The 21,873-nt window shown below is 56.1% G+C and carries 23 protein-coding genes and 1 pseudogene; 12 read left to right on the top strand and 12 right to left on the bottom strand.

Annotation, left to right across the window (positions count from 1 at the left end):
• Nucleotides 1–3: 3 nt before the first annotated feature.
• Nucleotides 4–906, top strand: coding sequence for a LysR family transcriptional regulator (locus QMG44_RS13505; protein WP_281853104.1), 903 nt, complete (start codon nucleotides 4–6; stop codon nucleotides 904–906).
• On the opposite strand, the gene QMG44_RS13510 is transcribed toward QMG44_RS13505, so the two are convergent.
• Entirely contained in the window at nucleotides 893–1,372 is a 480-nt protein-coding gene (locus QMG44_RS13510; protein ID WP_032679560.1) for a carboxymuconolactone decarboxylase family protein, read from the bottom strand. The genes QMG44_RS13505 and QMG44_RS13510 overlap by 14 nt on opposite strands.
• A 102-nt stretch (nucleotides 1,373–1,474) precedes the next feature.
• Here QMG44_RS13510 and QMG44_RS13515 point away from each other — a divergent pair, with 102 nt between their 5' ends.
• Both QMG44_RS13515 and QMG44_RS13520 read left to right on the top strand, forming a co-directional pair.
• Nucleotides 1,475–2,863 carry a PLP-dependent aminotransferase family protein gene (locus QMG44_RS13515; RefSeq protein ID WP_014168459.1) on the top strand — a complete coding sequence of 463 codons (1,389 nt, stop codon included), beginning with the start codon at nucleotides 1,475–1,477 and terminating at the stop codon, nucleotides 2,861–2,863.
• 81 nt (nucleotides 2,864–2,944) lie between these two features.
• Nucleotides 2,945–3,199, top strand: coding sequence for a DUF4282 domain-containing protein (locus QMG44_RS13520; protein WP_020885330.1), 255 nt, complete (start codon nucleotides 2,945–2,947; stop codon nucleotides 3,197–3,199).
• A gap of 59 nt (nucleotides 3,200–3,258) precedes the next feature.
• Here QMG44_RS13520 and QMG44_RS13525 read toward each other — a convergent pair whose 3' ends face one another.
• Nucleotides 3,259–3,420 (bottom strand): DUF1127 domain-containing protein, encoded by a 162-nt coding sequence (locus QMG44_RS13525; protein WP_014168457.1) that lies wholly within the window; start codon nucleotides 3,418–3,420, stop codon nucleotides 3,259–3,261.
• A 176-nt stretch (nucleotides 3,421–3,596) separates the two neighbouring features.
• Here QMG44_RS13525 and QMG44_RS13530 point away from each other — a divergent pair, with 176 nt between their 5' ends.
• A complete protein-coding gene (locus QMG44_RS13530) occupies nucleotides 3,597–5,012 on the top strand; it encodes a PLP-dependent aminotransferase family protein (protein WP_014168456.1) in 1,416 nt (471 codons plus the stop codon).
• Nucleotides 5,013–5,078: 66 nt separating this feature from the next.
• Here QMG44_RS13530 and foxA read toward each other — a convergent pair whose 3' ends face one another.
• The 3 genes from foxA to QMG44_RS13545 all read right to left on the bottom strand — a co-directional run bounded on the left by foxA (nucleotide 5,079) and on the right by QMG44_RS13545 (nucleotide 8,634).
• Complete coding sequence (gene foxA, locus QMG44_RS13535; RefSeq protein WP_108647525.1) at nucleotides 5,079–7,187, bottom strand: ferrioxamine B receptor FoxA; 2,109 nt, start codon at nucleotides 7,185–7,187, stop codon at nucleotides 5,079–5,081.
• A 121-nt stretch (nucleotides 7,188–7,308) separates the two neighbouring features.
• Nucleotides 7,309–8,262 carry an AraC family transcriptional regulator gene (locus QMG44_RS13540; protein WP_086533209.1) on the bottom strand — a complete coding sequence of 318 codons (954 nt, stop codon included), beginning with the start codon at nucleotides 8,260–8,262 and terminating at the stop codon, nucleotides 7,309–7,311.
• A gap of 138 nt (nucleotides 8,263–8,400) precedes the next feature.
• Entirely contained in the window at nucleotides 8,401–8,634 is a 234-nt protein-coding gene (locus tag QMG44_RS13545) for a DUF2171 domain-containing protein (protein WP_020885334.1), read from the bottom strand.
• Nucleotides 8,635–8,863: 229 nt separating this feature from the next.
• Here QMG44_RS13545 and QMG44_RS13550 point away from each other — a divergent pair, with 229 nt between their 5' ends.
• Entirely contained in the window at nucleotides 8,864–9,058 is a 195-nt protein-coding gene (locus QMG44_RS13550) for a DUF2767 family protein (protein WP_020885335.1), read from the top strand.
• A 38-nt stretch (nucleotides 9,059–9,096) separates the two neighbouring features.
• Here the strand turns inward: QMG44_RS13550 and QMG44_RS13555 are convergent, their stop codons facing one another.
• From QMG44_RS13555 to QMG44_RS13565, 3 genes are all read right to left on the bottom strand, one after another.
• Nucleotides 9,097–10,218: a cupin domain-containing protein gene (locus QMG44_RS13555; RefSeq protein ID WP_040018535.1), complete on the bottom strand. Its 1,122-nt coding sequence runs from the start codon at nucleotides 10,216–10,218 to the stop codon at nucleotides 9,097–9,099.
• A 115-nt stretch (nucleotides 10,219–10,333) separates the two neighbouring features.
• Nucleotides 10,334–10,936 carry an ATP-dependent Clp protease proteolytic subunit gene (locus QMG44_RS13560; RefSeq protein ID WP_014168451.1) on the bottom strand — a complete coding sequence of 201 codons (603 nt, stop codon included), beginning with the start codon at nucleotides 10,934–10,936 and terminating at the stop codon, nucleotides 10,334–10,336.
• A gap of 63 nt (nucleotides 10,937–10,999) precedes the next feature.
• Nucleotides 11,000–11,770: a DeoR/GlpR family DNA-binding transcription regulator gene (locus QMG44_RS13565; protein ID WP_086533208.1), complete on the bottom strand. Its 771-nt coding sequence runs from the start codon at nucleotides 11,768–11,770 to the stop codon at nucleotides 11,000–11,002.
• 93 nt (nucleotides 11,771–11,863) lie between these two features.
• Between QMG44_RS13565 and QMG44_RS13570 the strand changes: the two genes are divergently transcribed.
• Nucleotides 11,864–12,250: a VOC family protein gene (locus QMG44_RS13570; protein WP_032681743.1), complete on the top strand. Its 387-nt coding sequence runs from the start codon at nucleotides 11,864–11,866 to the stop codon at nucleotides 12,248–12,250.
• A gap of 33 nt (nucleotides 12,251–12,283) precedes the next feature.
• Here QMG44_RS13570 and QMG44_RS13575 read toward each other — a convergent pair whose 3' ends face one another.
• Nucleotides 12,284–13,678 (bottom strand): MFS transporter, encoded by a 1,395-nt coding sequence (locus QMG44_RS13575; RefSeq protein WP_086533207.1) that lies wholly within the window; start codon nucleotides 13,676–13,678, stop codon nucleotides 12,284–12,286.
• A gap of 45 nt (nucleotides 13,679–13,723) precedes the next feature.
• Nucleotides 13,724–14,812, bottom strand: coding sequence for a cellulase family glycosylhydrolase (locus QMG44_RS13580; RefSeq protein ID WP_086533206.1), 1,089 nt, complete (start codon nucleotides 14,810–14,812; stop codon nucleotides 13,724–13,726).
• A gap of 185 nt (nucleotides 14,813–14,997) precedes the next feature.
• Between QMG44_RS13580 and QMG44_RS13585 the strand changes: the two genes are divergently transcribed.
• Nucleotides 14,998–16,005: a LacI family DNA-binding transcriptional regulator gene (locus tag QMG44_RS13585; RefSeq protein WP_281853106.1), complete on the top strand. Its 1,008-nt coding sequence runs from the start codon at nucleotides 14,998–15,000 to the stop codon at nucleotides 16,003–16,005.
• Here the strand turns inward: QMG44_RS13585 and fosA are convergent.
• On the bottom strand, nucleotides 15,991–16,416 hold the full coding sequence (gene fosA / locus QMG44_RS13590) for a FosA/FosA2 family fosfomycin resistance glutathione transferase (RefSeq protein WP_047743480.1): 426 nt from the start codon (nucleotides 16,414–16,416) through the stop codon (nucleotides 15,991–15,993). The genes QMG44_RS13585 and fosA overlap by 15 nt on opposite strands.
• 199 nt (nucleotides 16,417–16,615) lie before the next feature.
• On the opposite strand from fosA, the gene trpS reads away from it, so the two are divergent.
• From trpS to guaD, 5 genes and pseudogenes are all read left to right on the top strand, one after another.
• Nucleotides 16,616–17,620, top strand: coding sequence for a tryptophan--tRNA ligase (gene trpS / locus QMG44_RS13595; protein ID WP_281853107.1), 1,005 nt, complete (start codon nucleotides 16,616–16,618; stop codon nucleotides 17,618–17,620).
• A gap of 173 nt (nucleotides 17,621–17,793) precedes the next feature.
• A pseudogene (locus QMG44_RS13600) lies at nucleotides 17,794–17,961 on the top strand (hypothetical protein); the annotation flags it as partial.
• Nucleotides 17,962–18,001: 40 nt separating this feature from the next.
• A complete protein-coding gene (locus QMG44_RS13605; protein ID WP_086533202.1) occupies nucleotides 18,002–18,340 on the top strand; it encodes a hypothetical protein in 339 nt (112 codons plus the stop codon).
• A gap of 401 nt (nucleotides 18,341–18,741) precedes the next feature.
• Nucleotides 18,742–19,188: a hypothetical protein gene (locus tag QMG44_RS13610; protein WP_044858805.1), complete on the top strand. Its 447-nt coding sequence runs from the start codon at nucleotides 18,742–18,744 to the stop codon at nucleotides 19,186–19,188.
• Between the two features lie 62 nt (nucleotides 19,189–19,250).
• Entirely contained in the window at nucleotides 19,251–20,630 is a 1,380-nt protein-coding gene (gene guaD / locus QMG44_RS13615; protein ID WP_165764069.1) for a guanine deaminase, read from the top strand.
• 273 nt (nucleotides 20,631–20,903) lie between these two features.
• Here the strand turns inward: guaD and QMG44_RS13620 are convergent, their stop codons facing one another.
• Complete coding sequence (locus QMG44_RS13620) at nucleotides 20,904–21,854, bottom strand: aminoimidazole riboside kinase (RefSeq protein ID WP_086533199.1); 951 nt, start codon at nucleotides 21,852–21,854, stop codon at nucleotides 20,904–20,906.
• Between the last annotated feature and the right edge of the window lie 19 nt (nucleotides 21,855–21,873).

The following is a 21,873-nucleotide window of genomic DNA, read 5'->3' on the forward strand; positions in this document are numbered from 1 at the left end:
TCTATGCATCGTTCAGGTCTGACAGAGCTGGAAGTGGTCATGGCGGTGGTGCGGCGCGGCAGTTTTCGCGGTGCGGCACAGGAGCTGGGCATGTCCGCCACGGCGGTAAGTAACGCTATCGCCGGGCTGGAGAGCCGCCTGGAGACGCGCCTGTTTAACCGCACGACCCGCAGCGTGGCGCTTACCGACGCCGGGCAGCGCTACGTGGCGCGTATCGGCCCGGCACTGGAGGCGATACGCCAGGCCAGCGAAGAGATCCACAGTGATACCGGCGAACCTGCCGGCACCCTGCGCTTAAACGTACCGAACCATATCGGTGCGCTCTTTCTGGATCAATTGCTGATCGACTTTATGATCCGCTACCCGAAAATGCGCGTCGAGACGCTAAGCGAAGCACGAATGATCGACATCGTCGCGGAAGGTTACGACGCCGGGATCCGTCTTGAAGAATCCGTGCCGCAGGACATGATCGCCGTGCCGCTGACCGGTGAGATCCGCCAGCTTGTCACCGCCACGCCGGATTACTTTGCCCGCCACGGCACGCCGCACACGCCGGAGGATCTGCTCTTACATCAGGGGATCGGTATGCGCATGGCGCACGGTGGGATCTACCGCTGGGAGCTGGCGCGTCACGGGGAACACTACGCCCTGGCGGTACCGCCGCGCTTTGCCACATCCGATCTTTTCGCCTCGATCCGGGCCATGAAGGCGGGATTAGGGATAGGGTTTTTACCGGAACTGTATATCCGGGAAGAGCTTGAAAGCGGGGAACTGGTGAGCGTGTTAAACGACTGGACGCAGCCGTTTGCCGGGCTGCGTTTGTACTATCCGGGGCATCGCCACGTCCCGCCAGGGTTACGGGCGCTGGTGGCGATGATCCGTGAGCGCGGGGTTATTCGAGGTTAGCTTTATTCAGCCCGTAAGCCGCGTCCAGCGAGCCCGGCGCCATGCGGGACGTGATCCCCAGACGGTTCCAGGCGTTGATCGCCACAATGGCAAAGTTCAGCTCTGAAATCTCCACGTCCGAGAAGTGCTCCGCCACGCTGCGGTAGAGCGCATCGCTCACGCCATGCACGCTAATTTGCGTCAGCGCTTCGGCGAAGGCCAGCGCCGCTTTCTCACGGGCGCTGAACAGCGGGGACTCGCGCCATGCCGCGAGATGGTACAGACGCAGCTCGCGCTCTCCGGCGATTTTGGCCTCTTTCGAGTGCATATCCAGGCAGAAGGTACAGCCGTTCAGCTGTGAGACACGAATGTCGATCAGGTGCTTCAGCGCCGGGTCGAGAGAGGTTTTCGCCACTTCCATGCTCAGGTTGGACAGCGCGTTGGCGAGGGCAGGTGTAATCTTATGGTGGTTGACGCGAGTGCTCATTGTCTTTCCTCTTTTTTGTGCGGCATATGTCATGCGATGAGGACAATCTACGCGGATAATGACATAGTAAAAAGATACAAAAACCGTCAAACGAGGTAGGACATGAAGCCGGGCTATCACGCTATTTATACCCGCTATCGCGACAACATCACGCGTGGCGTGCTAAAGCCTGGCGACAAAGTCCCCGCCATTCGCGTGCTGGCGGAAGAGCTGAAGGTGGCGCGCAAAACCGTTGAAACCGCCTACGCCATCCTGACGGGCGAAGGGTATCTGGTAAGCCAGGGGGCACGCGGCACGCGGGTCAATCCGGACCTGTTACTGCCCGCGCAGCACGCCCCTGCGGAGCAGACCACCGGCACGCTTCCGGCCTCGCTGATCGGCCAGCGCGAACGGGCAGGTTTTCTGCGCCCCGGCATTCCCTCCCTCGACAGCTTTCCCTATAAAAAATGGCTGCTGCTTTCAGGCCAGGCGACGCGCGCCATGCGCCAGGAAGAGATGCTGAATCCGCCCGTGCTGGGCTGGTATCCGCTGCGCCAGGCGATTGCCAGCTACCTAAATATTTCACGCGGGCTCGCCTGCACTGCCGAGCAGGTGCTGATCACCAGCGGCTACAGCGGTAGCCTGCGCCTGATCCTCGATACGCTGGCCAGCCGCAGCGACAAGGTGGTGTTTGAAGATCCGGGCTACTTTATGGGCCAGCAGTTGCTCAAGCGGATCGTGCCGCGCCTGCACACCGTGCCGGTCGATCGCGCCGGGATCGATACGGAATACCTGCTGCGCCACCATCGCGATGCCCGCTTCGCCATTGTCACCCCGTCGCACCAGAGCCCGCTGGCGGTCACCCTCTCTCTGCCGCGTAAACAACAGCTTCTCGACTGGGCGAGTCAGAACGAGGCCTGGATTATTGAGGATGACTACGACGGGGAATTTCACTACACCCGCAAGGTGCTGCCGTCGCTAAAAAGCCTCGACCGGCACGACCGGGTCATTTTTATGGGCACCTTCAGCAAAACCATTATGCCGTCGCTGCGCATGGGCTACGTGGTGATGCCCGCCAGCACCCTCGGGGCCTTTACCGACTGCGCGGACATCGTCACCAGCGGCCAGCCGGTGCTGACGCAAAAGATCCTCACCGCCTTTCTCAACGAAGGCCATTTTTTCCGACATCTTAAGAAGATGCGGGCCCTGTATCAGACCCGGCGGGAGTGGATGATTAAGGCTTTACAGGAGGTGTATGGCGACCTGTTTTTCACCGAGCAAAACGACGGTGGGATGCACATCGTGGCATTCCTTTCGAAGGGGAGTTGTGACCGGGAAATCGCGCACTGCTGGCAAGCGCAGCAGCTACAGGTTAACGCGCTCTCGGAGTGGTATCGCGGCTCCGGCAAGCGTTACGGACTGGTGATGGGCTATAACAACGTGCGCACGTATCAGGAGGCGGTGGCACTACTTGAAAGGCCAAAACAAGAAACGCTGGAATTACTACTCTGAAATCAGATAGCTATCCACGCCATAAAAGAACGTGATAAAGATACAATCTTGAGCCTTTTTTATATTTCTAAGGAAAAGAAAATGAAAGCCATTCTGGGATTTGACTACTTATTAACGCCACGCGTGCTGGTCTTCTTCTACTGGATCGTCATGCTGGTGATTTTGATTGCCGGCGTGTATTCCATGTTTACCGATCATCTGATCACCGGATTTATCGGGATGATTTTCAGCCTGATCGGCTGTCGCGTGACGTTCGAACTGATCATGGTCGCATTTAAGAATAACGAATATCTGCGCCGCATCGCTGAAAACACCGCGGTGAAATCAGTCGAATAATCTCTCCGTTGCACCGGGTAGGGGTTTCTCCTTACCCGGCCAGCGCCGACCCTGCCTGCTTACACATCATAGCGCGACAACCCGACATCCTTAAGCTGCTCGTCACTCATCTTGCTCAGGATGCGACGTGTGCGGTGAATACGGTACCAATTGCGTAGCGTTTTGCCGATCCAGACAAAAACAATAAACGGACGTTTTGAACGGTTCTCGTAAAATTCCATGATGCTCTCCTCACTGTGCCAGTAGCGTTATCATCGTGGAATTCAGGTCGTACAATACAGATTCAAAAACATCTTTTGTTTAACATACAGATCCGCTAAAAGTGTATCTGCATGCCGTTTGTTGCGGCAATCTGTACTGGTTTTACAATCTGTATGGTGAAAACAAAGGATACAGCATGACGCGCTACCAACATCTCGCCAACCTTCTGGCGGAACGCATTCAACAAGGGCTGTATCGCAGCGGTGAACGCCTGCCGTCGGTGCGCGCGCTGAGCCAGGAGCATGGCGTTAGCATCAGCACCATACAGCAGGCCTACCAGATCCTCGAAAATCTGCAGCTGATCACGCCTCAGCCACGATCCGGCTATTTTGTCTCGCAACGTAAGGCCATGCCGCCCGTACCGGCAATGACGCGTCCGGTGCAGCGTCCGGTAGACGTCACCCAGTGGGATGAAGTGATGATGCTGCTGGATGCCCGTGCCGACAAAGAGATGATCTCCTTTGGCGGCGGCTCGCCGGACGTCAATCAACCGAGCCTGAAACCGCTGTGGCGTGAAATGAGCCGCATCGCGCAGCACAATCCGGGCGAGATGCTGAGCTATGACGTGCTCGACGGTCGGCTCGAGCTGCGCGAGCAGATCGCACGGCTAATGCTGGACGGCGGCTCTACCGTGGCCGCGAATGAGATTGTCATCACCAATGGCTGCCACGGCGCGCTGTCGATTGCCCTGCTCTCGATATGCAAACCAGGCGATATTGTGGCCGTGGAATCCCCGTCGTTTCACGGCACCATGCAGATGCTGCGCGGGTTCAACATCAAAGCCATCGAAATTCCCACCGATCCCGAAACCGGGATCAGCATTGAAGCGTTAGAGCTGGCGCTGGAGCAGTGGCCCATTAAAGCGGTGATCCTGGTGCCCAACTGCAATAACCCGCTGGGTTTTATCATGCCGGAAGCGCGGAAGAAGCAGGTGCTGGCTCTTGCCCAGCGGCACGATATCGTGATCGTGGAGGATGATATTTACGGCGAGCTGGCGGCGGAATACCCGCGCCCGCGCACCATTCACTCCATGGACATTGATGGCCGCGTGCTCCTGTGCAGCTCGTTTACCAAGACCGTGGCCCCGGGCCTGCGCGTCGGCTGGATTGTGCCGGGGCGCTATTACGACCGGGTGATGCACATGAAATACGCCGCAGGCGGCTTTAACGTGCCGGGAACGCAGATGGCGGTGGCGGCGTTTATTCGCGACGGCCATTATCATCGTCACGTTCGCCGTATGCGCCAGATTTATCAGCAGAATATGGAAACCTATACCTGCTGGGTGCGGCAGTACTTCCCGGCGGAGATCTGCGTGACGCGTCCGCAGGGCAGTTTTTTGCTGTGGGTGGAGTTACCGGAAAACGTCGACATGGTGTGCGTCAGCAAGCAGCTGTGCCGGCTGAAGATCCAGGCGGCAGCCGGGTCGCTGTTCTCTGCGTCCGGCAAGTACCGCAACTGCCTGCGGATCAACGTTGCGTTACCGCCAACGGAGAAGCATCGCGAGGCGCTGAAGAAGATGGGTGAGGCAATTGTGATTGCGATGGAGGAGTAGTGCGGCCTGATGCCCTCCTCCACCAGGCCGGGCAAGGCGTCACCGCCGCCCGGCACTGTCACCGACTCAAAACGTCCATGAAACGCTGCCAACGATACTGCGTTCCGCTCCGAAATAGCAGTAGGAGAGCGAGTTACACGCCGCCACATAGCGTTTATCGGTCAGATTATTGACGTTCAGCTGCGCGCTCATACCCGTGAGCCCCACCTTCGACAGGTCATACCCCACCACCATATCCACCAGCGTATACGACGGCAGCGTATGGGTGTTCTGGCGATCGCTGGTAATGCCGTTGACGTAACGAACGCCGGAGCCGACGGTCAGGCCGTCCAGCGGGCCCGTTTTCACGTCGTAGCTGAGCCAGGCACTGGCCATATTCCGCGGCGCATAGACGGCGCGCTTGCCCTCCTCTTCCGGGCTGCTCTTCTTGTAGCGAATGTCGGTATAGGTGTACGCCGCCTGCATGCGCAGGCTGTCGGTCAGTTGACCCACCGCTTCCAGCTCAACGCCCTCGGACTCGATCTCACCGATGGAACGGTACGGATCGGTCGGCTCCTCTTTGGTGGCGATATTCTTCTGGTTGATGCGGAACACCGAGGCGCTGAACTGGCTATTCATCCCCTCGGGTTCATACTTCACGCCCGCTTCCCACTGCTTGCCTTTCATCGGGTCCAGAATGTTGCCCTGCTCATCGGCGAAGCTGGTCGGCGTAAAGGCCGTGGAGTAGCTGACGTACGGCGCGACACCGTTATCAAACAGATACAGCAACGCCGCGCGGCTGCTGACGTTGTTCTTATCCAGGTCGCTGCGGGTATGGTTAACGTTATCAACGTTCGACACGCTTACCTGGTCATAGCGCCCGCCCAGCGTCAGGCGCCAGCGGTCAATGGACATCTGATCCTGCAGGTAGTATCCGGTCTGGCGCAGCTTATGTTTTTCCTTGCTGTACTGGGTGATGTAATCCGGTTTCGCACCGTAAACCGGGTGGAACGCGTCGATGGGCGGGAAACCGCCGTAGTAGCCGGTCACGTTATTGGTACGGTCCTGATAATCCAGGCCGATCAGCACGCGGTGGTTAACTGCCCCGGTATCGAAACTGCCGTCGACCTGGTTATCCAGCGTGATGGCATTCATCTTCTCGTCAGAACCGGAATAGCCGCGGTTGAGCTCGGTATCGTTCAGCCAGCCCGCGGCATATACCTGATTCAGCTCCACTTTAGTGTGCAGATAGCGCAGCTTCTGGCGCACCGTCCAGCCGCTGTCGAACATATGCTCAATGTTGTAGCCCACCATGTTTTCCCGACGATCGTACTTGTCGTAATCATCCTCACCTTCAAAGAAGGTGTTGGTGATTTTCTTACCGTTATGCGGCACCACGGTGCCGTCATAAGGCAGGCCGGAGTGGCTCCCCCCTTCCGGATCGCGGTGCAGATAGGCCATCAGATCCAGACGCGTGTTATCAGTGATGCGCCAGGTCAGGCTCGGCATCAGCGCGTAGCGCTCTTCCTTCAGCGGATCAAACTGGGAATCGGCATAGCGGGTCATCCCGCTGAGGCGCACCGCCACGCGGTCGTTATCATCGACCGGACCGGTAACGTCGAACATCGCCCCGCGCTGGTTATTGTTCCCGGCAAATAGCTTAATCTCCCCGCCCGGATCGAACGACGGCTTGCGGGAGGTCAGCGCCACGATACCGCCCGGCGATGAACGGCCGTACAGCACGGAGGCCGGGCCACGCACCACCTCGATATTGTCGAGGAACCAGGGATCCACCACCAGCGAGCTGTGAGAGTTGGTGTCTCCCATCATCTTCAGGCCGTCGAGGTAGACGTTATCCAGACTGCCGTCGGAGAAACCGCGCAGCACCATGTAGTCGAAGCGGTTTGACGCGCCAATCTGGTTGCTGTAAACCCCCGGCGTGTAACTCACCGCCTGGCGCACGCTGGTCGCGCCCTGCTCTTCAAACTGCTCGCGGGTAACGATAGAGACCGACTGCGGAGTCTCTATATCCGGCGTTTCAAGCTTAGTGGCAGCAGATTGCATCTGCGACGTGACCACAACGGTGTCCGTTTTTTGGGCATCCTGCGCCAGTAAAGGAAAAGCGACGCTACCGGTAACCCATCCCACCAGCAGTGCCAGACGTGACTTAGCAAACATAACCCTCTCCAAAGGTATTTCTTATTGTTAATAAGAATTATTACCTTTTTGAGAGAGCAAACAGCTATGCGCGCCGCCAGGATACGTATGCGCGGTGCTAAACCGCACGGGTTGCGTTCGCGCGAAGAGAGAAAGTAGGTTAGCGGCGTTTGCGCACGTCGCCCGGTGCAATACCGTAATGGCGACGAAACGCGGTAGCGAAATTGGTGGCGTGCTGATAGCCACACATCCACGCCGCCTGTTGCACGCTATAGCCTTCAAGCAGATAGCGACGCGCCAGCGCGAGCCGACATTCACGCAGGTAATCGAAAAGGGTGCAGCCGTAGCGTTGACGAAACTTGCTGCGCAGGCTGCTCGGGCTCATGGCGGCGAGGGCGGCCAGCTGCGCAAGAGTATGATCCTGCTCCGGAGACTGTTCCAGCCTGCTGCGCACGCGTTCAAGACGCGCATGTTCAGGCCGGCACGGGAAGGATTGCTGGCGCTGCGCCAAACCCTGTCCCAGAAGCTGATACATCAGCCCTTCCAGCAACAGCTGACGGGATAATGCGCTTAGACCCTGCTGCTGAGCATGCTGGATCCCCGCAAGGATAAACTCAGGAACGTGCCAGACCAGGGTGGGCGCATTCAGGCTTTGCCATTCCTGGAGCAGCGACTCAAGCAGGGCCTCACGCCTGGCATCGTGTGGGAACAGACCAAACGAGAGCGTTTTCAGCGTGCTGTCGGCATCGTGACGCGCGCACATTATCTGCTCTTCACTCAGGCGGGAGCTGAAGGCCATGCCGGATCGTACGACATATTCAACGCCATTGAGCGCGATCGTGACGCCCCCTTCCAGCACCACCAGCATATAGAGTGGGCTGCTATGGCGAGAGGTGGTTTCGTAAGGTTGTAAAACGCGAACGTTGGAGTGGGTCAGTGAAATGCCGGATGAAAGCGTCATCTCTTCCACATTCCCCTGCAGCACGGCGCGGTTGTTGACCTGCGCATCTTTTAACTGCGGGAACCGGTAGTCGATGCCGTAGCGCTCACCGAATATCTGAAAATCCTCAACAAAAAACAGGCGTTTCGCTGATCTATTTTCACGCTGGAGCATATGACGGTGCCTGCATCGGGGAAAGGACAAACGAAACAGTACCATTCATTGGTGGTGGCAGCAATCACTGGGCATAAAACGTATTACGCTCCGGTCTGAGCCGGAGCGAAGAAATATATTTCAGTTAAAGAGATATATTTATGCTTGCTGCCACTCAGCAAAAACCTCTTTATGGTTTTTGGTCAGGACAACTTTATTATCATCCACTTTGTCCACCCAGCCGAGCGGTATAAAGTGGTGCTTCCCACCGGATTCCGGATCGCTTTTCGCAAGCTTGATGCGCTCACCATCCAGATGGTCCACAACACCGACGTGTGTTCCGCAGCTGGCGACAACCTGAGCGTGATCCATAATTGCGTTTTTATCTACCATAATAATTCTCCCGTTTTGGTTATTTAGCCGTTGCACGGAATTAACTGTAGCGCATAAATTTGGCTTACGGGCGCTTATTAGCATTTTGAAACATCATTGACACAACAGGATATTATGGCTACCACGAGGCATAGCGAAGCATAATGAAAAAATAAGAATAAGATGAATTATTCTCGCAATTTATTTTTTATTTCATAATTACATTATCGCAACCAACGAGGAGGCATTAATGACGATTCGTAATATTCGTAATAATCGTACAGAAATTTCACTGGCTCTTGGTGAAGCGGTTTTAGACATTGTACAAAAAGGCCACGAGCTGTCGCGTGAAAATCTGGCGCAGGCGATGAAAACAAAAGCAGAGAAGGAGCGCGACGATGAGCGGCTCCTGAATTACTGGAAAGCCTGTAATATGCTGGTCTGAACGAGGCGGCGTTTAGCCTGGCTAAACGCCGCCAGCCGTTACTCGTCGAAGAACCAGTAGCCCTGGTTAATCAGTCCGGTCAGTTCGTCAATAAACGCCGGATTGTTCAGCGCCTCGCCCAGCTCAGCCTGGCCGAGTTCCGTGTAGCGACACAGCACGTCCGCGGCCTTCGCATCTACCGTTTCCAGCAGTTCGCTGTTGATGAAGACGCTGCCGTTGATATTCAACACGCGCAGACCACTCAGGCGAGACAGCGTTTCGCCGCCCTGCAATGCATCACGCACTTCTTCTGCCGTGTACGGCGGTTCCGCGGTGGCAATATCCAGCTCATGGCGCGGCGTCGAGACAAAGCTACCGAACCATTTCGTGAAATCATCAGGCTTGCTGATCATGTCGATCATCATCTGGCGAATACGATCCAGCTCGTACTGTTCCACGCGTCCAGGGTGTTCGCGGCAGGTCAGATCCGGATCGCTGTAGTGCTCGCCGCCCAGATCGTTTTCCAGCGCGTAATCGGCAAAGCTGCTGATCAGATCACGGCCGTTCGGCCCGCGGAAACCGACGGAGTAGTTGAGCGCCGTTTCGTGGGTAAAGCCGTCGTGCGGGAAGCCTGGTGGAATGTAAAGGATATCGCCCGGGGCCAGATCTTCGTCGATGATCGGCTCAAACGGATCAACGTGCAGCAGAGCCGGATGCGGGCAGAACTGGCGCATTGGCAGCTTGTCACCCACGCGCCAGCGGCGGCTTCCCATCCCCTGAATGATAAACACATCGTACTGATCGATATGCGGGCCCACGCCGCCGCCAGGGACAGAGAAGGAGATCATCAGGTCATCCAGACGCCAGTCTGGCAAGACGCGGAACGGGCGCACCAGCTCCGCTGCAGGCATGTGCCAGTGGTTTACCGCCTGCGCCAGCAGCGACCAGCCGGTTTCGCCCAGGCCATCGAAGTGCTCAAACGGACCATTGCTGGCCTGCCATTTACCGTTGGAATGGCTGACCAGACGGCTATCGACTTCAGGCTCCATCGCCAGCCCTGCCAGTTCGTCCGGGGTAATCGGGTCGACAAAATCAGGGAAGGCATTTTTCAGCACTACGGGTTGTTTCTGCCAGTATTTTTCAAGAAATTCCGGCCAGTTCAGGTTCAGTTGATACGCCATGGGTAGCACCAGTGAGAGGGTAAACAGGCGCGATTATAGGGGAGACGGTCAAGGGGGAACTTGTCATGGGTCAAACGAGAGGAGAAGGCCGGCGCAAACGTCCGGCCCTGAGGGATCAATCCAGCTTCAGATCGTCATAATGCGTAATCAGTTTACCCACAATGCCGTAGTCCAGCGCTTCTGCCGGAGACATCCAGAAGTTGCGGTCGGTGTCTTTTTTCACTTTTTCCAGCGGCTGGCCGGTGGCGTCAGCGATCAGCTTGTTCACGCGATCCAGCATGCGGATGATCTCGCGCGCTTCAATCTCAATATCCGTCGCCTGACCACGCACGCCACCCAGCGGCTGGTGGATCATAAAGCGGGTGTTGGGCAGAGAGTAGCGGTGCTCTTTTTTCGCCGCCAGGAAGATGGTGATCCCGGCGCTCGCCACCCAGCCGGTACCGATGATGTGTACGTCCGGACGGATGAACTTGATGAAGTCATGGATGGTATCACCCGCTTCCACGTGGCCACCCTGGCTGTTGATGTACAGCTTGATCGGATCGTTGCTCACGCTTTGCAGCAGGATCAGCTGGGTAATGACTTTTTGCGCCAGTTCCTGGTTGATCTCACCGGAGATAACAATCGAGCGGGACTCGAGCAGTTTTTGCTGCAGCGCGCCCGCGCCGTTTGACCCTTCCGCTTTATCCTTATCGCCTTCTTTCAGTGTGTAGTGCATTGTTATGTCCTCAGCATTTAGCGCTCAAAACCAGAGTGTAGCCTGTTTTACCGGTCAAAGTCCTCAGGCGCGCACAATGCGAACATCCTGCGCCGCAAACGCGTCGATAACGTCCTGTTTAATATTCGCGTCCACCACCAGCACATCAATGTCGCGGCTCTTTGCCACGACAAAGCGCGCCACGCCGGGAAGCTTGTCAGCAGTCAACGCCACGATGGTCTGGTTGCTCTGGGCGATCACCGCTTTTTTGAACGCACAATCGGCAAAATCAAAACCGGTCAGCCCCATCTCAGGATCCATCGCACAGCCACCGATAAAGGCCTGATCAAAGATGATCCCCTCAAGATGGCTTGCAGCCGTGGCACCCACCGTCGCGCCGGACGCCCGCTGGATCTGCCCGCCGGTGATGATCACCTCGCACAGCGGATGTTGCAGCAGCGCGGTCGCGATGGCCGGGGAGTTGGTCACCACCGTCACGCTGAGTTCGGCAGGAAGGGCTTTCGCCAGCGCCAGGTTGGTGGTGCCCGTATCCATAAAGATACAGCCACCTGCTTTGATCAGCGTTGCCGCTTTCTGCGCGATTGTGGCTTTTTGTGCACTGTTTTCCTGCTCGCGGCGGCTAAATGTCCCCGCATCCGGCAGCTGAAGTACCGCGCCACCGTAGACCTTTTTACAGAAGCCCTCTTTGCTAAGCTCATGTAAATCACGGCGAATGGTGTGCTCGGAGACCTTCATTTGTGTCGCCAGTTCGGTGCACACCACCCTTCCACTCTCCTGAAGGATCTGACGGATCAGCGCTTGTCGTTGCTCCGGAAAAGCAGCATAATCGAGCATTATAAGTCCTTTAAAATAACAAAACCGAGCATCAAAGCGCATAATGTTGCACTGCGCGTGCTCTGTCAATCAGCACTCACCGCGAGGATAACAATGAACATTGCCCATGTTGCACTCTGGACCCGACACCTTGATGCACAGGTACAGTTCTGGGAAACGGTTTTTGGCGGACGCCGTAATGAACGCTACCTCAGTAAAAATCGCCCGGGCTTTGCGTCACATTTTATTACCCTGGATGGCGGGCCAACCCTTGAACTGATGACGGTTCCGGACCTGCCCGACGCCCCGGCTCATCCGGAGTTTATTGGCTGGGCGCATATCGCCATTCACGTCGGCAGCCAGGCTGAGGTGGACCGTATGGCGGCGCAGGCGCAATCAAACGGCACCCTGCTCAGCGCCCCCCGCATGACCGGGGATGGGTTTTATGAAGCGGTGATTGCGGACCCGGACGGCAACCGGATTGAGCTCACAGGAGAGTAAAAGACATAACGCCTGCTATGCAGGCGTTAATATTTAATTCACCGTGGCCGGGCGCGCCAGATTTTCCTCGCCCTCACGTTGCTGCGCTTTCTCGTGCTGACGTTCCGCCAGCAACCGGCAAATCTCCGCATGCTTCTCCTCGGTAAAGGTAAAGCGCGACATAAACCCAAGCCGGATCAGCGAGCCAATGGCGGGCAGCAGACAGATACCAAAGAACAGCCCCGACAGCACGCCGTCACTCTGGGTTTGTGCCTGCGGGACATAGCCGATCATCGTCAGAAACACGCCGATTAACCCACCGCCGACCGCCACCGACATCTTGCCGGTAAAGGTCTGTCCGGAGAAGGTGATCGCCGCACAGCGCTTGTGGGTGTGGTACTCCGCATACTCAATGGTGTCGGCAATCATCGACGAGGTGAGGATGTTGGACATCATCACAAACAGCGTACTCAGGCCAAGCAGGATAAACAGCATCGCCGTCTGCTGATAGCCCACAAACCACATCACCACGCGTACCGCGACATCCAGCCCGCAGAGGATCATAAACAGCTTCCGCTTCTGCATCCTGCGCGTCAGCGTCGGGGCGACGAGACACACCACCGCCGCCATAATCCCCATCACGCCGATCGCCATCTGCAGGCTGCCGTCACCCATATTGTTGATAAAGAAGTAGATGTAGAGGCCGCCGGCCACGTTATGGAACACGCAGAAGAAGAACGACAGCAGAACGATAAACAGCGGCTTGTTCTGGCGCAGGTTATGGAAGGTGTCACGTATCGTCACCTTTTCCGGACTCGGCGGCACACGCTCCTTAATCTGCATAAAGCCGTTGAGCATCAGCGGCAGGCCGACCAGCATCATCACCAGCGCCGCCATAAAATAGCCTTTGTCGTTGCTGTACTGGGCGAAGAACGCCGCCAGTTTTGGGAAGAAAATATTGGCGCAGGCGATCCCGGCGTTAACCCCCAGCATGGCCGCCGTCACCGCGCGGGTGCGCTGCCCGGAGTCGTTAGTCATCACCGACGACATCGACCAGAACGGGATATCAGAGATGGCGTACAGCGTTCCCCACAGAATGTACGTCACCCCGGCGTAGAGAATTTTGGTGGTCATGTCCGCTTCGATTTTATAGAACGACAGCAGCGTGACGCCGGTAATGAGTAACGGGGCGATCAGCAAAAAGTGGCGAAACTTGCCAAACCGGGTGTTAATGGTGTCCATTATGCTGGCAAATAGCGGGTCGTGAACCGCATCCCACGCGCGGGCAATCAGGAAGATGGTACTCGCCGCCAGCGCCGAAATCCCCAGCACGTCGGTGTAAAAATAGTTAATAAACGAACCCACTAAACCAAAGCTAAAACACTGACCTAATCCATAACCAAAATAAGACCACAACTCGCGAGACGGTATTTTCATTGTCATTGCCATAGTGCGTACCTGGTTGCCCGGCGGCAGGCCGCCGGGTCGATATTATTAGTCCTGCGCTTTCGGGGCGATCTTACGGAGCTTCTTCATTAAGGCCATTTCACTGCGCGAGAACGGGATACCGTTCTCCTCAAAGACGTCGTGGAACCAGAGGCGGCAGTAGTCCGTAGACTCCTTCATCACCACCGGCCACGGCAGCCACGTCTGGGTTTTACCGCGCACCAGCCCCCACTGATACGGCGCGACCTTCGCCGTGTACATCAGCGGGAGCTGCTCCTCGAGGGTGCTGCCCACGTGGCGGGCCAGCCATTCGGTGCAGAAGATTGGCCGCCCAAGCGCCTGCAACTGCTGGATAATCGCGGTCATGCGTCCGGTGTTGGTGTAAGCGTGGAAGCTCACCACGTCGGATAGCGCCAGCGCGCTTTGATCCAGCGGATGCTGATAAAACGTCTCGTCCTCCTCTTCCGCCGGCAGACGCCACGCGCAGACGGTGAGCGGCTGAGTAGGATCCTCTTCACGCACCCACCGGAACGCCAGCTTCATCAGCTCATGCGCGCAGGTCTCCAGCTTCGCGTCGTACTGCACCTCCTGCGTACCGGTCGCAAAAATGCCGCGGTTGCCCGGCTCGTTATACAGATCCCACAGCAGTACGCGCTCATCGTCGCGGAACTGGCGGATAACGTCGCGGATATAGCGCTCAATCTGCGGCCAGCAGTCGGGATTGCAGACTTTATCGCGCCCCGGGCTCGCTGCCGCCTGGCTGTTGTGCTTGCCCGGCACCGGCGGTTTTTGCGGCCCCAGATACGGTTCATCGCCGGAGAAACCGCAGTCGTCCATCAGGGTCAGCATGGTGCTGAACCCGTGGCTGTCGGCCATCGCCAGAAACGCGTCGATGCGCGCCATCAGGCCGTCGCGGTCGTGTTCCCAGACAATAAATGGCAGGTTGATGCGCAGGGTGTTGTAGCCCGCCTCCGCCGCCCAGCCCAGTTCGCGGTCAATGGTATCGGCATCGAAGGTCTCTTCCTGCCAGATATCGGTCCAGTTCACCGCCGTCGACGGTAAATAGTTAAACCCACATAGCCAGCCTTTTTGCTGATACCACGCCTGCGCCTGCTCCCTGCTCCACTGCTCTTTCATTACGCGTCCTCTTACTGATAATATTTAGCTAATAAATATTAGTTGCGGGATAAATGCGCAATTCATGACGCTCCGAAAAGCGACAGCCTTCACAAAGTTCATGCAGGCGCGAATAAGAAACGTGATCGACGGCGCGTAAGCGAACAGTTAGGGTATGATGCGGTGTCGCGAGAGGGAGAGGACGGATGATGCGAAAAACAAAAGTCACGATGAACGATATTGCGCGGGCGGCGGGGGTGTCGCAGGCGACGGTATCGCTGGTGCTCAACCAGTCCCGTAACATCAAGCTCAGTGACGAGACCCGCCAGCGGGTGATCGGCGTGGCGACCGAGCTCGGCTACGACCGCCTGCCTGCCATTCACGCCCCGCGCAACCAGGAGGAAATCGCCCTGCTGGTCAGTTCCCTGCAAAGCTTTGATCCCTTTATCGATGCCATCAGCCAGGCGCGGGAAGCCGCATGGCGCAACGAAGCGCTGCTGACGGTGTACGACTACGGTGATGACGTAGAGCTGGCGCTGAACATTATCCGCCAGCTGGAGAAGCGCAACTGCGTGGGGATTATCCTCGCCTCCCCCGTTACCACGCTTGTCGACATGACCGCTTTTCAGGACTGCACCCGCATTCCACTGGTGCTGCTCAATCAGCGCGATCCCGGCTCGCCGCTGCTGCCGTCGTTTATTCCGGACGACTACGCCAACGCCTTCCAGGTGACCAAACACCTGATCGCCTGCGGTGCAACGCGTATCGCCCACATCACCGGCGAGAGCTGGATGGAGGCCTCCCGCCAGCGGCTGGCCGGCTATCAGGCCGCCTTACAGCAGGCCGGTTTAGCCTGTGACGAGAGTCTGGTGCGCCAGACCAACTGGCAGTTCAGCGAATCCTTTACCGCCACCACCTCTCTGCTGGCGCTGGACAAACGCCCGGACGCCATCTTCTGCGCCAGCGACTGGCTGGCGATCGGCTGCTATCAGGCGCTGGCGGTAAACGGCGTGCGCATCCCGCAGGATATGCTGCTGGCGGGCTACGACGACCAGAAGATCTCCGAGCAACTCACCCCACCGCTGACCAGTATCCAGCTTCCCTACAGCGAGCTGGGACGGCTGGCGGTGGAGTACCTGTGCAATCAGGAAGATGCCGCCACACACGTGACGCTGGCGGGCAGGCTGAAGATACGGACATCAAGCCTCGTCTGAGGTGAAGACCATTCCGGCATAGGGTTTCTCCCGGCACGCCGCCAGCCGCGCGGCGAGGCTGCCCACGTGCAGTTCCAGCTTGTGCCCGTCCGGGTCGAGAAAATAGAACGATGCCCCCTCGCTTTTGTTTTGCTTCCAGACGGTAACGCCCGCCTGCTCCAGCTTGTGCGAGAACGGCTCAAAATCTTCCGCCGCAACGGTAAACGCGTAATGGGTATAGTCGCTCTCCTGCGGCGGCACATACTGGCGCGCCTCGTCGTACGACAGGCAGACCCACAGATCGCCGCAGGTGAGATAGGCCCCGGTATTCCAGCGGGCGTGCAGCGTCAGCCCCAGCAGCTCGTGCCAGAAGGTGACGCTTTTTTGCAGGTCGCTGACCGCGAGGGTCAGATGGTTGAGTGATTGCAGCATGACGTGCCCTTTTGTTTTTTGCGCCAGACGTGGTACGGTAACTTCATGAACATAAACCACGCCGTGCTCACCGTAAACCGCTGGTGGCTGCCTTCTTAAAGGCGGCACGGAGTAGTTTTCCCCATTTTCAGATAGCCGCCGAAAGGCGGCTTTCACATTTCTAAGACCCCTTTCGGCACTTGCACATTAAGGAGTCTTTATGAACGTTCAAACCATCCTCACCGGCGACCGCCCAACCGGCCCGCTGCACCTGGGTCATTTCGTCGGTTCGCTGCGCCAGCGCGTGGCGCTACAGCAGACGCATAACCAGTATGTCTTGATTGCCGACCTGCAGGGGCTGACCGACAACGGCAGCAACCCGCAAAAAATCCGCGACAACATCCCTGAAGTGCTCGCCGACTACCTCGCCGCCGGCATCGACCCGAACCTGACGACACTCTGCCTGCAGTCCGCCCTGCCCGCTCTCGCCGAGCTGACAATGTTGTATATGAACATCGTCACCGTCGCCCGCGTCGAGCGTAACCCGACGGTGAAAAATGAGATTGCGCAGAAAGGCTTTGCCCGCTCGCTGCCGGTCGGTTTTATGGCCTACCCCATCAGCCAGGCGGCGGACATCACTGCGTTCAAAGCCGAGTGCGTCCCCGTCGGCGACGACCAACTGCCGATGATTGAGCAGACCAATGAGATTGTGCACAAGATGAACAGCCTCTTGCCTGCCCCGGTGCTGCGCCACTGCAAAGCGATGCTCAGCGACACCGGCCGCCTGCCCGGCATCGACGGCAGCGCCAAGATGTCAAAATCGCTGGGCAACACCCTGCACCTTTCCGCCAGTGAAGAGACGATTCACCGTGCGGTCAGCGCCATGTACACCGACCCGAACCACCTGAAGGTGAGCGACCCGGGGCAGATTGAGGGAAACGTGGTGTTTACCTACCTCGACGCGTTTCATCCGGACAAAGCGAAAGTGGCAGCGATGAAGGCGCATTATCAGGCGGGCGGACTGGGTGACCGGGCATGCAAGAACGAGCTGGGGGCGTGCCTGCAGGAGCTGATTGCACCGATGCGGGAACGCAGAGCGATGTACATGCAGGATAAAGGGGAATTGATGGCGATGCTGAAGCGCGGCACGGAACGGGCGCAGGGGGTGACGCAGGGGACGCTGAGGGAAGTGAAGGTTGGGCTGGGGGTGCCGGTGTTTAGTTAAGTTAGTTTGAGCGGTGGAGTGCGTGGGATTGGCATGAAACCGCTTATTGTCTCATTTAAGATAATATTAATGCCCCTAATAATTCTTAATTTCTCGTGTAGATTATATAAATTGCTTTAATTGCATTAATATCACATTGACATTACTCTTTATAACAGATTTAAAGAGATACTATGGCTGACATAGAAGATATAGCGAGGAGATTATGCAATATAATCTCCTCGCCTGATACCGTGACTGGACTTATAAATGGAGGACTATCTGTACCGCTAGATTATGGATATCGGGTTTATGGCATCTTTGACACGAACACACGATATACATGCAAAGCTGAGAAAATAACAATAGAAAAACCAAAAACAAACACTACGGCAGGGTCATATGAGTAAGTTTATCATCCCAATTATAAACCTGCTTCTTTGCTCATATTTAATTTTTGCCTATAGTCTTTGCTGGATTGAATTCGACACATGGCATGATAAAACAATCGCCTTTTCCATCATTACTATGAGTGCTTACATTATTTCATTAGTACTCAATAGATTACTGCCAGGAAAGATACTTACTTTAGGTGGGATCCTGAACGTGTTATCAGGCCCTGTGCTCGTGGTAGGTGCATTTGCTTGCATAGCTATCCTTGAGCCGTGGCCTTTGAAAATTCCTGGCTTATTCATATGGGTCGTGGCGATGTTATATCTACCTTCTTTTAAAAACATTTAATAGAACAGTGTGGTGCCGGGTGCCTCCCGGTGAGCAAAGCCCGCATAATGACGTTAACCTATAAATTATGCCCCACCGCACAGGGGGATTCACCACAACACGAAGTATATGAAAAATCCCGCGATAAAAAAGCTATTCAAACCGACAATAAGACAACAGTCATTTCGCCATTTTGCTTAATCATGCGCTGCCAGACACACTACCGTATTCACCCTTCGGCTTATAAAGCATGTCCAGCGGAATAAATCATTGCTATCTCTTTAATAGCCTCAACTTTCGCCATCTTATTAACCTTTCGATTTATTGATGTATTTCATTTTTGTGCCAGGATTTTTAACGAATAAAAATGAATGCACGGAAGATACCCTACCTCTCCTCCGGCAAAAATATGGACAAATAAGATGAAACTCAGGATAACATTACTTTCAGTACTGCTGGCGCTTCCGCTATTTGCTCAGGCGACCTGCAACGTACCGGAGACGCTCTCCGGCAAAATCTTTATCAATAAAACGGGTCCGCTATGGTCTGTGCAAAACCCCAATGCCGATAGCCTGCTCCGGCTGGAGTTCACTGACGATACGTATACCAGCCATATCTTGCGCACAGGCGATAAGGTGCAAGGGAAATACCGTTATGAAGTTTTTAAAAGCCAAACAGGCCTGGCACACAGCGTAGGCGTTCTGGAAGCGGAGGAGGATTTTCAGGGCCAGACGACGCTGTTTACCCTCACGCTCGTCTGCCTTAGCGACAGCACCGGCACCTTTGTCTACAACCAGCGCCAGGGCGCCATTAAACCGGATATCAGGCAGAACACGGGGGTCTGGATAGTTCAGGATCCTGCGACCTGAAAAAATCCTACTGCCATCCGGGATATTTTCCCTTCAGCATAATCGTGAAAAAGGACAAACAGATGAACACCTACCACGCATTCCCCTGGCAACGGGTTGTTAGCGCGCAGGGCTATACGGCGGAATCAAAGGAAAATGTGACCCACTTTACCGACACGCTGTTCTGTATCGACGGTAGCGGTACCATTGTGGATATTATTCAACATAACGATGACGCGTTCCGGCACGTACGTGACGCCGCCCGTAAAGCGGGTAAGCTCACTGAACTCTCTTCTGACCAATATCTTCTGCCCGGCCTGATCGATTTGCATGTCCACGCCCCGCAGTGGCCTCAGATGGGCAAGGCGCTGGATAAACCGCTTGAGAAGTGGCTGAATGACTACACGTTCCCGCTGGAAGCCCGATACGCCGACGTCGATTTTGCCCGCCGAAATTATACGGAACTGGTCAGCGCGTTGTTGGCGAACGGCACAACCACCGCCGTCTACTTCGCCACCCTGCACACTGAAAGCAGCGTCGAGTTGGCCCGCATATGCCTGGCCCAGGGGCAGCGCGCCCTGGTGGGCCGCGTCGCGATGGACGATCCCTCCCAGTGCCCTGACTATTATCGGGACGAAACGGCGGCATCGGCCGAGGCGGAAACGCGTGCATTTATTCGCGCTGTCGCAGAGTTACCCGGCAATACGGCAAAACGTGTGCTCCCGGTTATCACCCCGCGGTTTATTCCCTCCTGCACGGATGACCTGCTGAAAAGACTGGGCACGGTGGCGAAAGAAACAGGCTGCCACGTGCAAACCCATTGCTCAGAAAGTGACTGGGAACATGGTTACGTCAAAGAACGCCTGGGGAAAACGGACACCGTGGCGCTGCGTGATTTTGGCCTGTTGACCCCAAAAACCATCCTCGCGCATTCAAACCACATTGAAGATGACGATGCTGACCTGATTAAGAAAACCGGGGCTGGCGTCGCGCACTGCCCCCTTTCAAATTTCTATTTTGCCAATGCAGTATTCCCTCTGCGAGCAATGCTGGACCGTGGACTGAACGTCGGGTTAGGCACCGATATTGCCGGTGGCCATAGCCCCTCGGTATTTGATGCCTGCCGCCATACCATCACCGCCAGTAAAGCCCTGAATGATGGCGTCGATGCCCGTATCAAACCGGAACACCGCGGCAGACCAGGCTCGGCAGTCAGCTTCAAGGAAGCATTCTGGTTGGCGACAGCCGGTGCGGGTGGCGTGCTTGAGCTGCCTGTAGGAAAGCTGGAGGTCGGATACCAGTTCGATGCCATCGTTATCGATACCCGGGCTGCAGGAAGCGATATTTATATTCATCCTGCTGAAGACCAGCCTGAAGATAAACTGCAAAAAATCATCTTTAACGCCAGGCGAAATAACATCAGCCGTGTCTGGGTAGACGGAAAAGCCGTGAAAGTTCAGTAAGATCATACAGCGGCACCGTCTGCGGCATCACCGTGGCTCCCTGTGAAATGCATTCCTTTTCTCAGGGAGAGGTATGCCAGAAGCGAACCTGGTGTAAACACGAAGCAGGGATTATCCGCATGGCTGAACCAGCAAGCGGGGAGCTGAAGTTTTGCAGCGACCTGTTTGCCCCCCCGTATTCGGCCATTGTCATCTTCACTGCTAAGTTTGAAATGACTTGAGTACACGTCTGCACGAAAATGCGCGCGCCAGCCAAACATGTTCTCACCCTGTTTAGCCCTTTTTCACCTCGTAATCCGGTAGCGAGAATCGAGTGATAAAGGTATTGAGCGCGTTGGTATCAGGTAGCGCGGTCAGCGCCCCTTTGCGCGTTGTCGCGAGGGCACCGCAGGCGCTGGCCTGAGCAATGGACTGGTGGAGTTGTTCAACATTCTGCGGCATCCCGCGATGTGCAATCCAGGCCAGCAACCCTGCGACAAACGCGTCGCCAGCCCCGGTTGTATCAACACTGTTGACGGTATAACCGTCGAAATGAATAACGCTGTCGCGCCACAGCACCATGGCACCTTGCTCACCGTAGGTCACGACTTTGAGTTGCGCGGGCAGAGCGTTGAGGGCATTAAGCGCATGGGAAAAATCGTGAGAGCCTGTCATCCAGTGCCACTCTTCTTCCGAGAGTTTAAGAATGTCGGCCTGGGCGGCGAAATGACGCACCGTCTCGAGCATTTCATGCTTATCGGGCCACATTTGCTCTCGTAAATTCACGTCGAAACTCAGTAATCCCCCACGTTGTTTTACATGGCTGATGGCGGTGACGAGCGTATGACGACACGTTTCGGCGACCAGGGCCAGAGAACAGAAGTGCAGAATATCGTTGCTAAAACCGGGCAGCGCATCGGGCGTTAAAAATTGATCCGCGGAAGGGTTGGTTAAAAACGTAAATCCACGCTCGCCAGCGCGGCCCAGAGAGACCAATACCGTGCTGGTTCTGTGCTGATTATCCAACTGCAGACTTTCGGTTGAAACGCCTGCGTCAGACAGCGTTTTCTTCAGAAAATAACCAAAGTCATTCTCACCGACCCGGCCAATAAAACCACTCTGGCAGCCCAGACGCGCAGCGCCAATTGCCACATTGAACGGGGCTCCTCCTGCGCAGGCCTGATATTGCATGTCTGAAAGCGGTAGAAGATCCACCACTGCATCGCCAAGAGTCCAGATATTCATGACATTTCCTCAATAATAA

Origin of the sequence: Enterobacter sp. 200527-13, assembly GCF_027924865.1 — a bacterium.
Classification (GTDB): Bacteria; Pseudomonadota; Gammaproteobacteria; order Enterobacterales; family Enterobacteriaceae; genus Enterobacter; species Enterobacter ludwigii.

What these genes read in the sequence shown, in the direction of transcription:
- QMG44_RS13505 (WP_281853104.1), top strand. Translation starts at nt 4, where the DNA reads ATGCATCGTTCAGGTCTGACAGAGCTGGAAGTGGTCATGGCGGTGGTG.
- QMG44_RS13510 (WP_032679560.1), bottom strand. Translation starts at nt 1,372, where the DNA reads ATGAGCACTCGCGTCAACCACCATAAGATTACACCTGCCCTCGCCAAC.
- QMG44_RS13515 (WP_014168459.1), top strand. Translation starts at nt 1,475, where the DNA reads ATGAAGCCGGGCTATCACGCTATTTATACCCGCTATCGCGACAACATC.
- QMG44_RS13520 (WP_020885330.1), top strand. Translation starts at nt 2,945, where the DNA reads ATGAAAGCCATTCTGGGATTTGACTACTTATTAACGCCACGCGTGCTG.
- QMG44_RS13525 (WP_014168457.1), bottom strand. Translation starts at nt 3,420, where the DNA reads ATGGAATTTTACGAGAACCGTTCAAAACGTCCGTTTATTGTTTTTGTC.
- QMG44_RS13530 (WP_014168456.1), top strand. Translation starts at nt 3,597, where the DNA reads ATGACGCGCTACCAACATCTCGCCAACCTTCTGGCGGAACGCATTCAA.
- QMG44_RS13540 (WP_086533209.1), bottom strand. Translation starts at nt 8,262, where the DNA reads ATGCTCCAGCGTGAAAATAGATCAGCGAAACGCCTGTTTTTTGTTGAG.
- QMG44_RS13545 (WP_020885334.1), bottom strand. Translation starts at nt 8,634, where the DNA reads ATGGTAGATAAAAACGCAATTATGGATCACGCTCAGGTTGTCGCCAGC.
- QMG44_RS13550 (WP_020885335.1), top strand. Translation starts at nt 8,864, where the DNA reads ATGACGATTCGTAATATTCGTAATAATCGTACAGAAATTTCACTGGCT.
- QMG44_RS13555 (WP_040018535.1), bottom strand. Translation starts at nt 10,218, where the DNA reads ATGGCGTATCAACTGAACCTGAACTGGCCGGAATTTCTTGAAAAATAC.
- QMG44_RS13560 (WP_014168451.1), bottom strand. Translation starts at nt 10,936, where the DNA reads ATGCACTACACACTGAAAGAAGGCGATAAGGATAAAGCGGAAGGGTCA.
- QMG44_RS13565 (WP_086533208.1), bottom strand. Translation starts at nt 11,770, where the DNA reads ATGCTCGATTATGCTGCTTTTCCGGAGCAACGACAAGCGCTGATCCGT.
- QMG44_RS13570 (WP_032681743.1), top strand. Translation starts at nt 11,864, where the DNA reads ATGAACATTGCCCATGTTGCACTCTGGACCCGACACCTTGATGCACAG.
- QMG44_RS13575 (WP_086533207.1), bottom strand. Translation starts at nt 13,678, where the DNA reads ATGGCAATGACAATGAAAATACCGTCTCGCGAGTTGTGGTCTTATTTT.
- QMG44_RS13580 (WP_086533206.1), bottom strand. Translation starts at nt 14,812, where the DNA reads ATGAAAGAGCAGTGGAGCAGGGAGCAGGCGCAGGCGTGGTATCAGCAA.
- QMG44_RS13585 (WP_281853106.1), top strand. Translation starts at nt 14,998, where the DNA reads ATGATGCGAAAAACAAAAGTCACGATGAACGATATTGCGCGGGCGGCG.
- fosA (WP_047743480.1), bottom strand. Translation starts at nt 16,416, where the DNA reads ATGCTGCAATCACTCAACCATCTGACCCTCGCGGTCAGCGACCTGCAA.
- trpS (WP_281853107.1), top strand. Translation starts at nt 16,616, where the DNA reads ATGAACGTTCAAACCATCCTCACCGGCGACCGCCCAACCGGCCCGCTG.
- QMG44_RS13605 (WP_086533202.1), top strand. Translation starts at nt 18,002, where the DNA reads ATGAGTAAGTTTATCATCCCAATTATAAACCTGCTTCTTTGCTCATAT.
- QMG44_RS13610 (WP_044858805.1), top strand. Translation starts at nt 18,742, where the DNA reads ATGAAACTCAGGATAACATTACTTTCAGTACTGCTGGCGCTTCCGCTA.
- guaD (WP_165764069.1), top strand. Translation starts at nt 19,251, where the DNA reads ATGAACACCTACCACGCATTCCCCTGGCAACGGGTTGTTAGCGCGCAG.
- QMG44_RS13620 (WP_086533199.1), bottom strand. Translation starts at nt 21,854, where the DNA reads ATGAATATCTGGACTCTTGGCGATGCAGTGGTGGATCTTCTACCGCTT.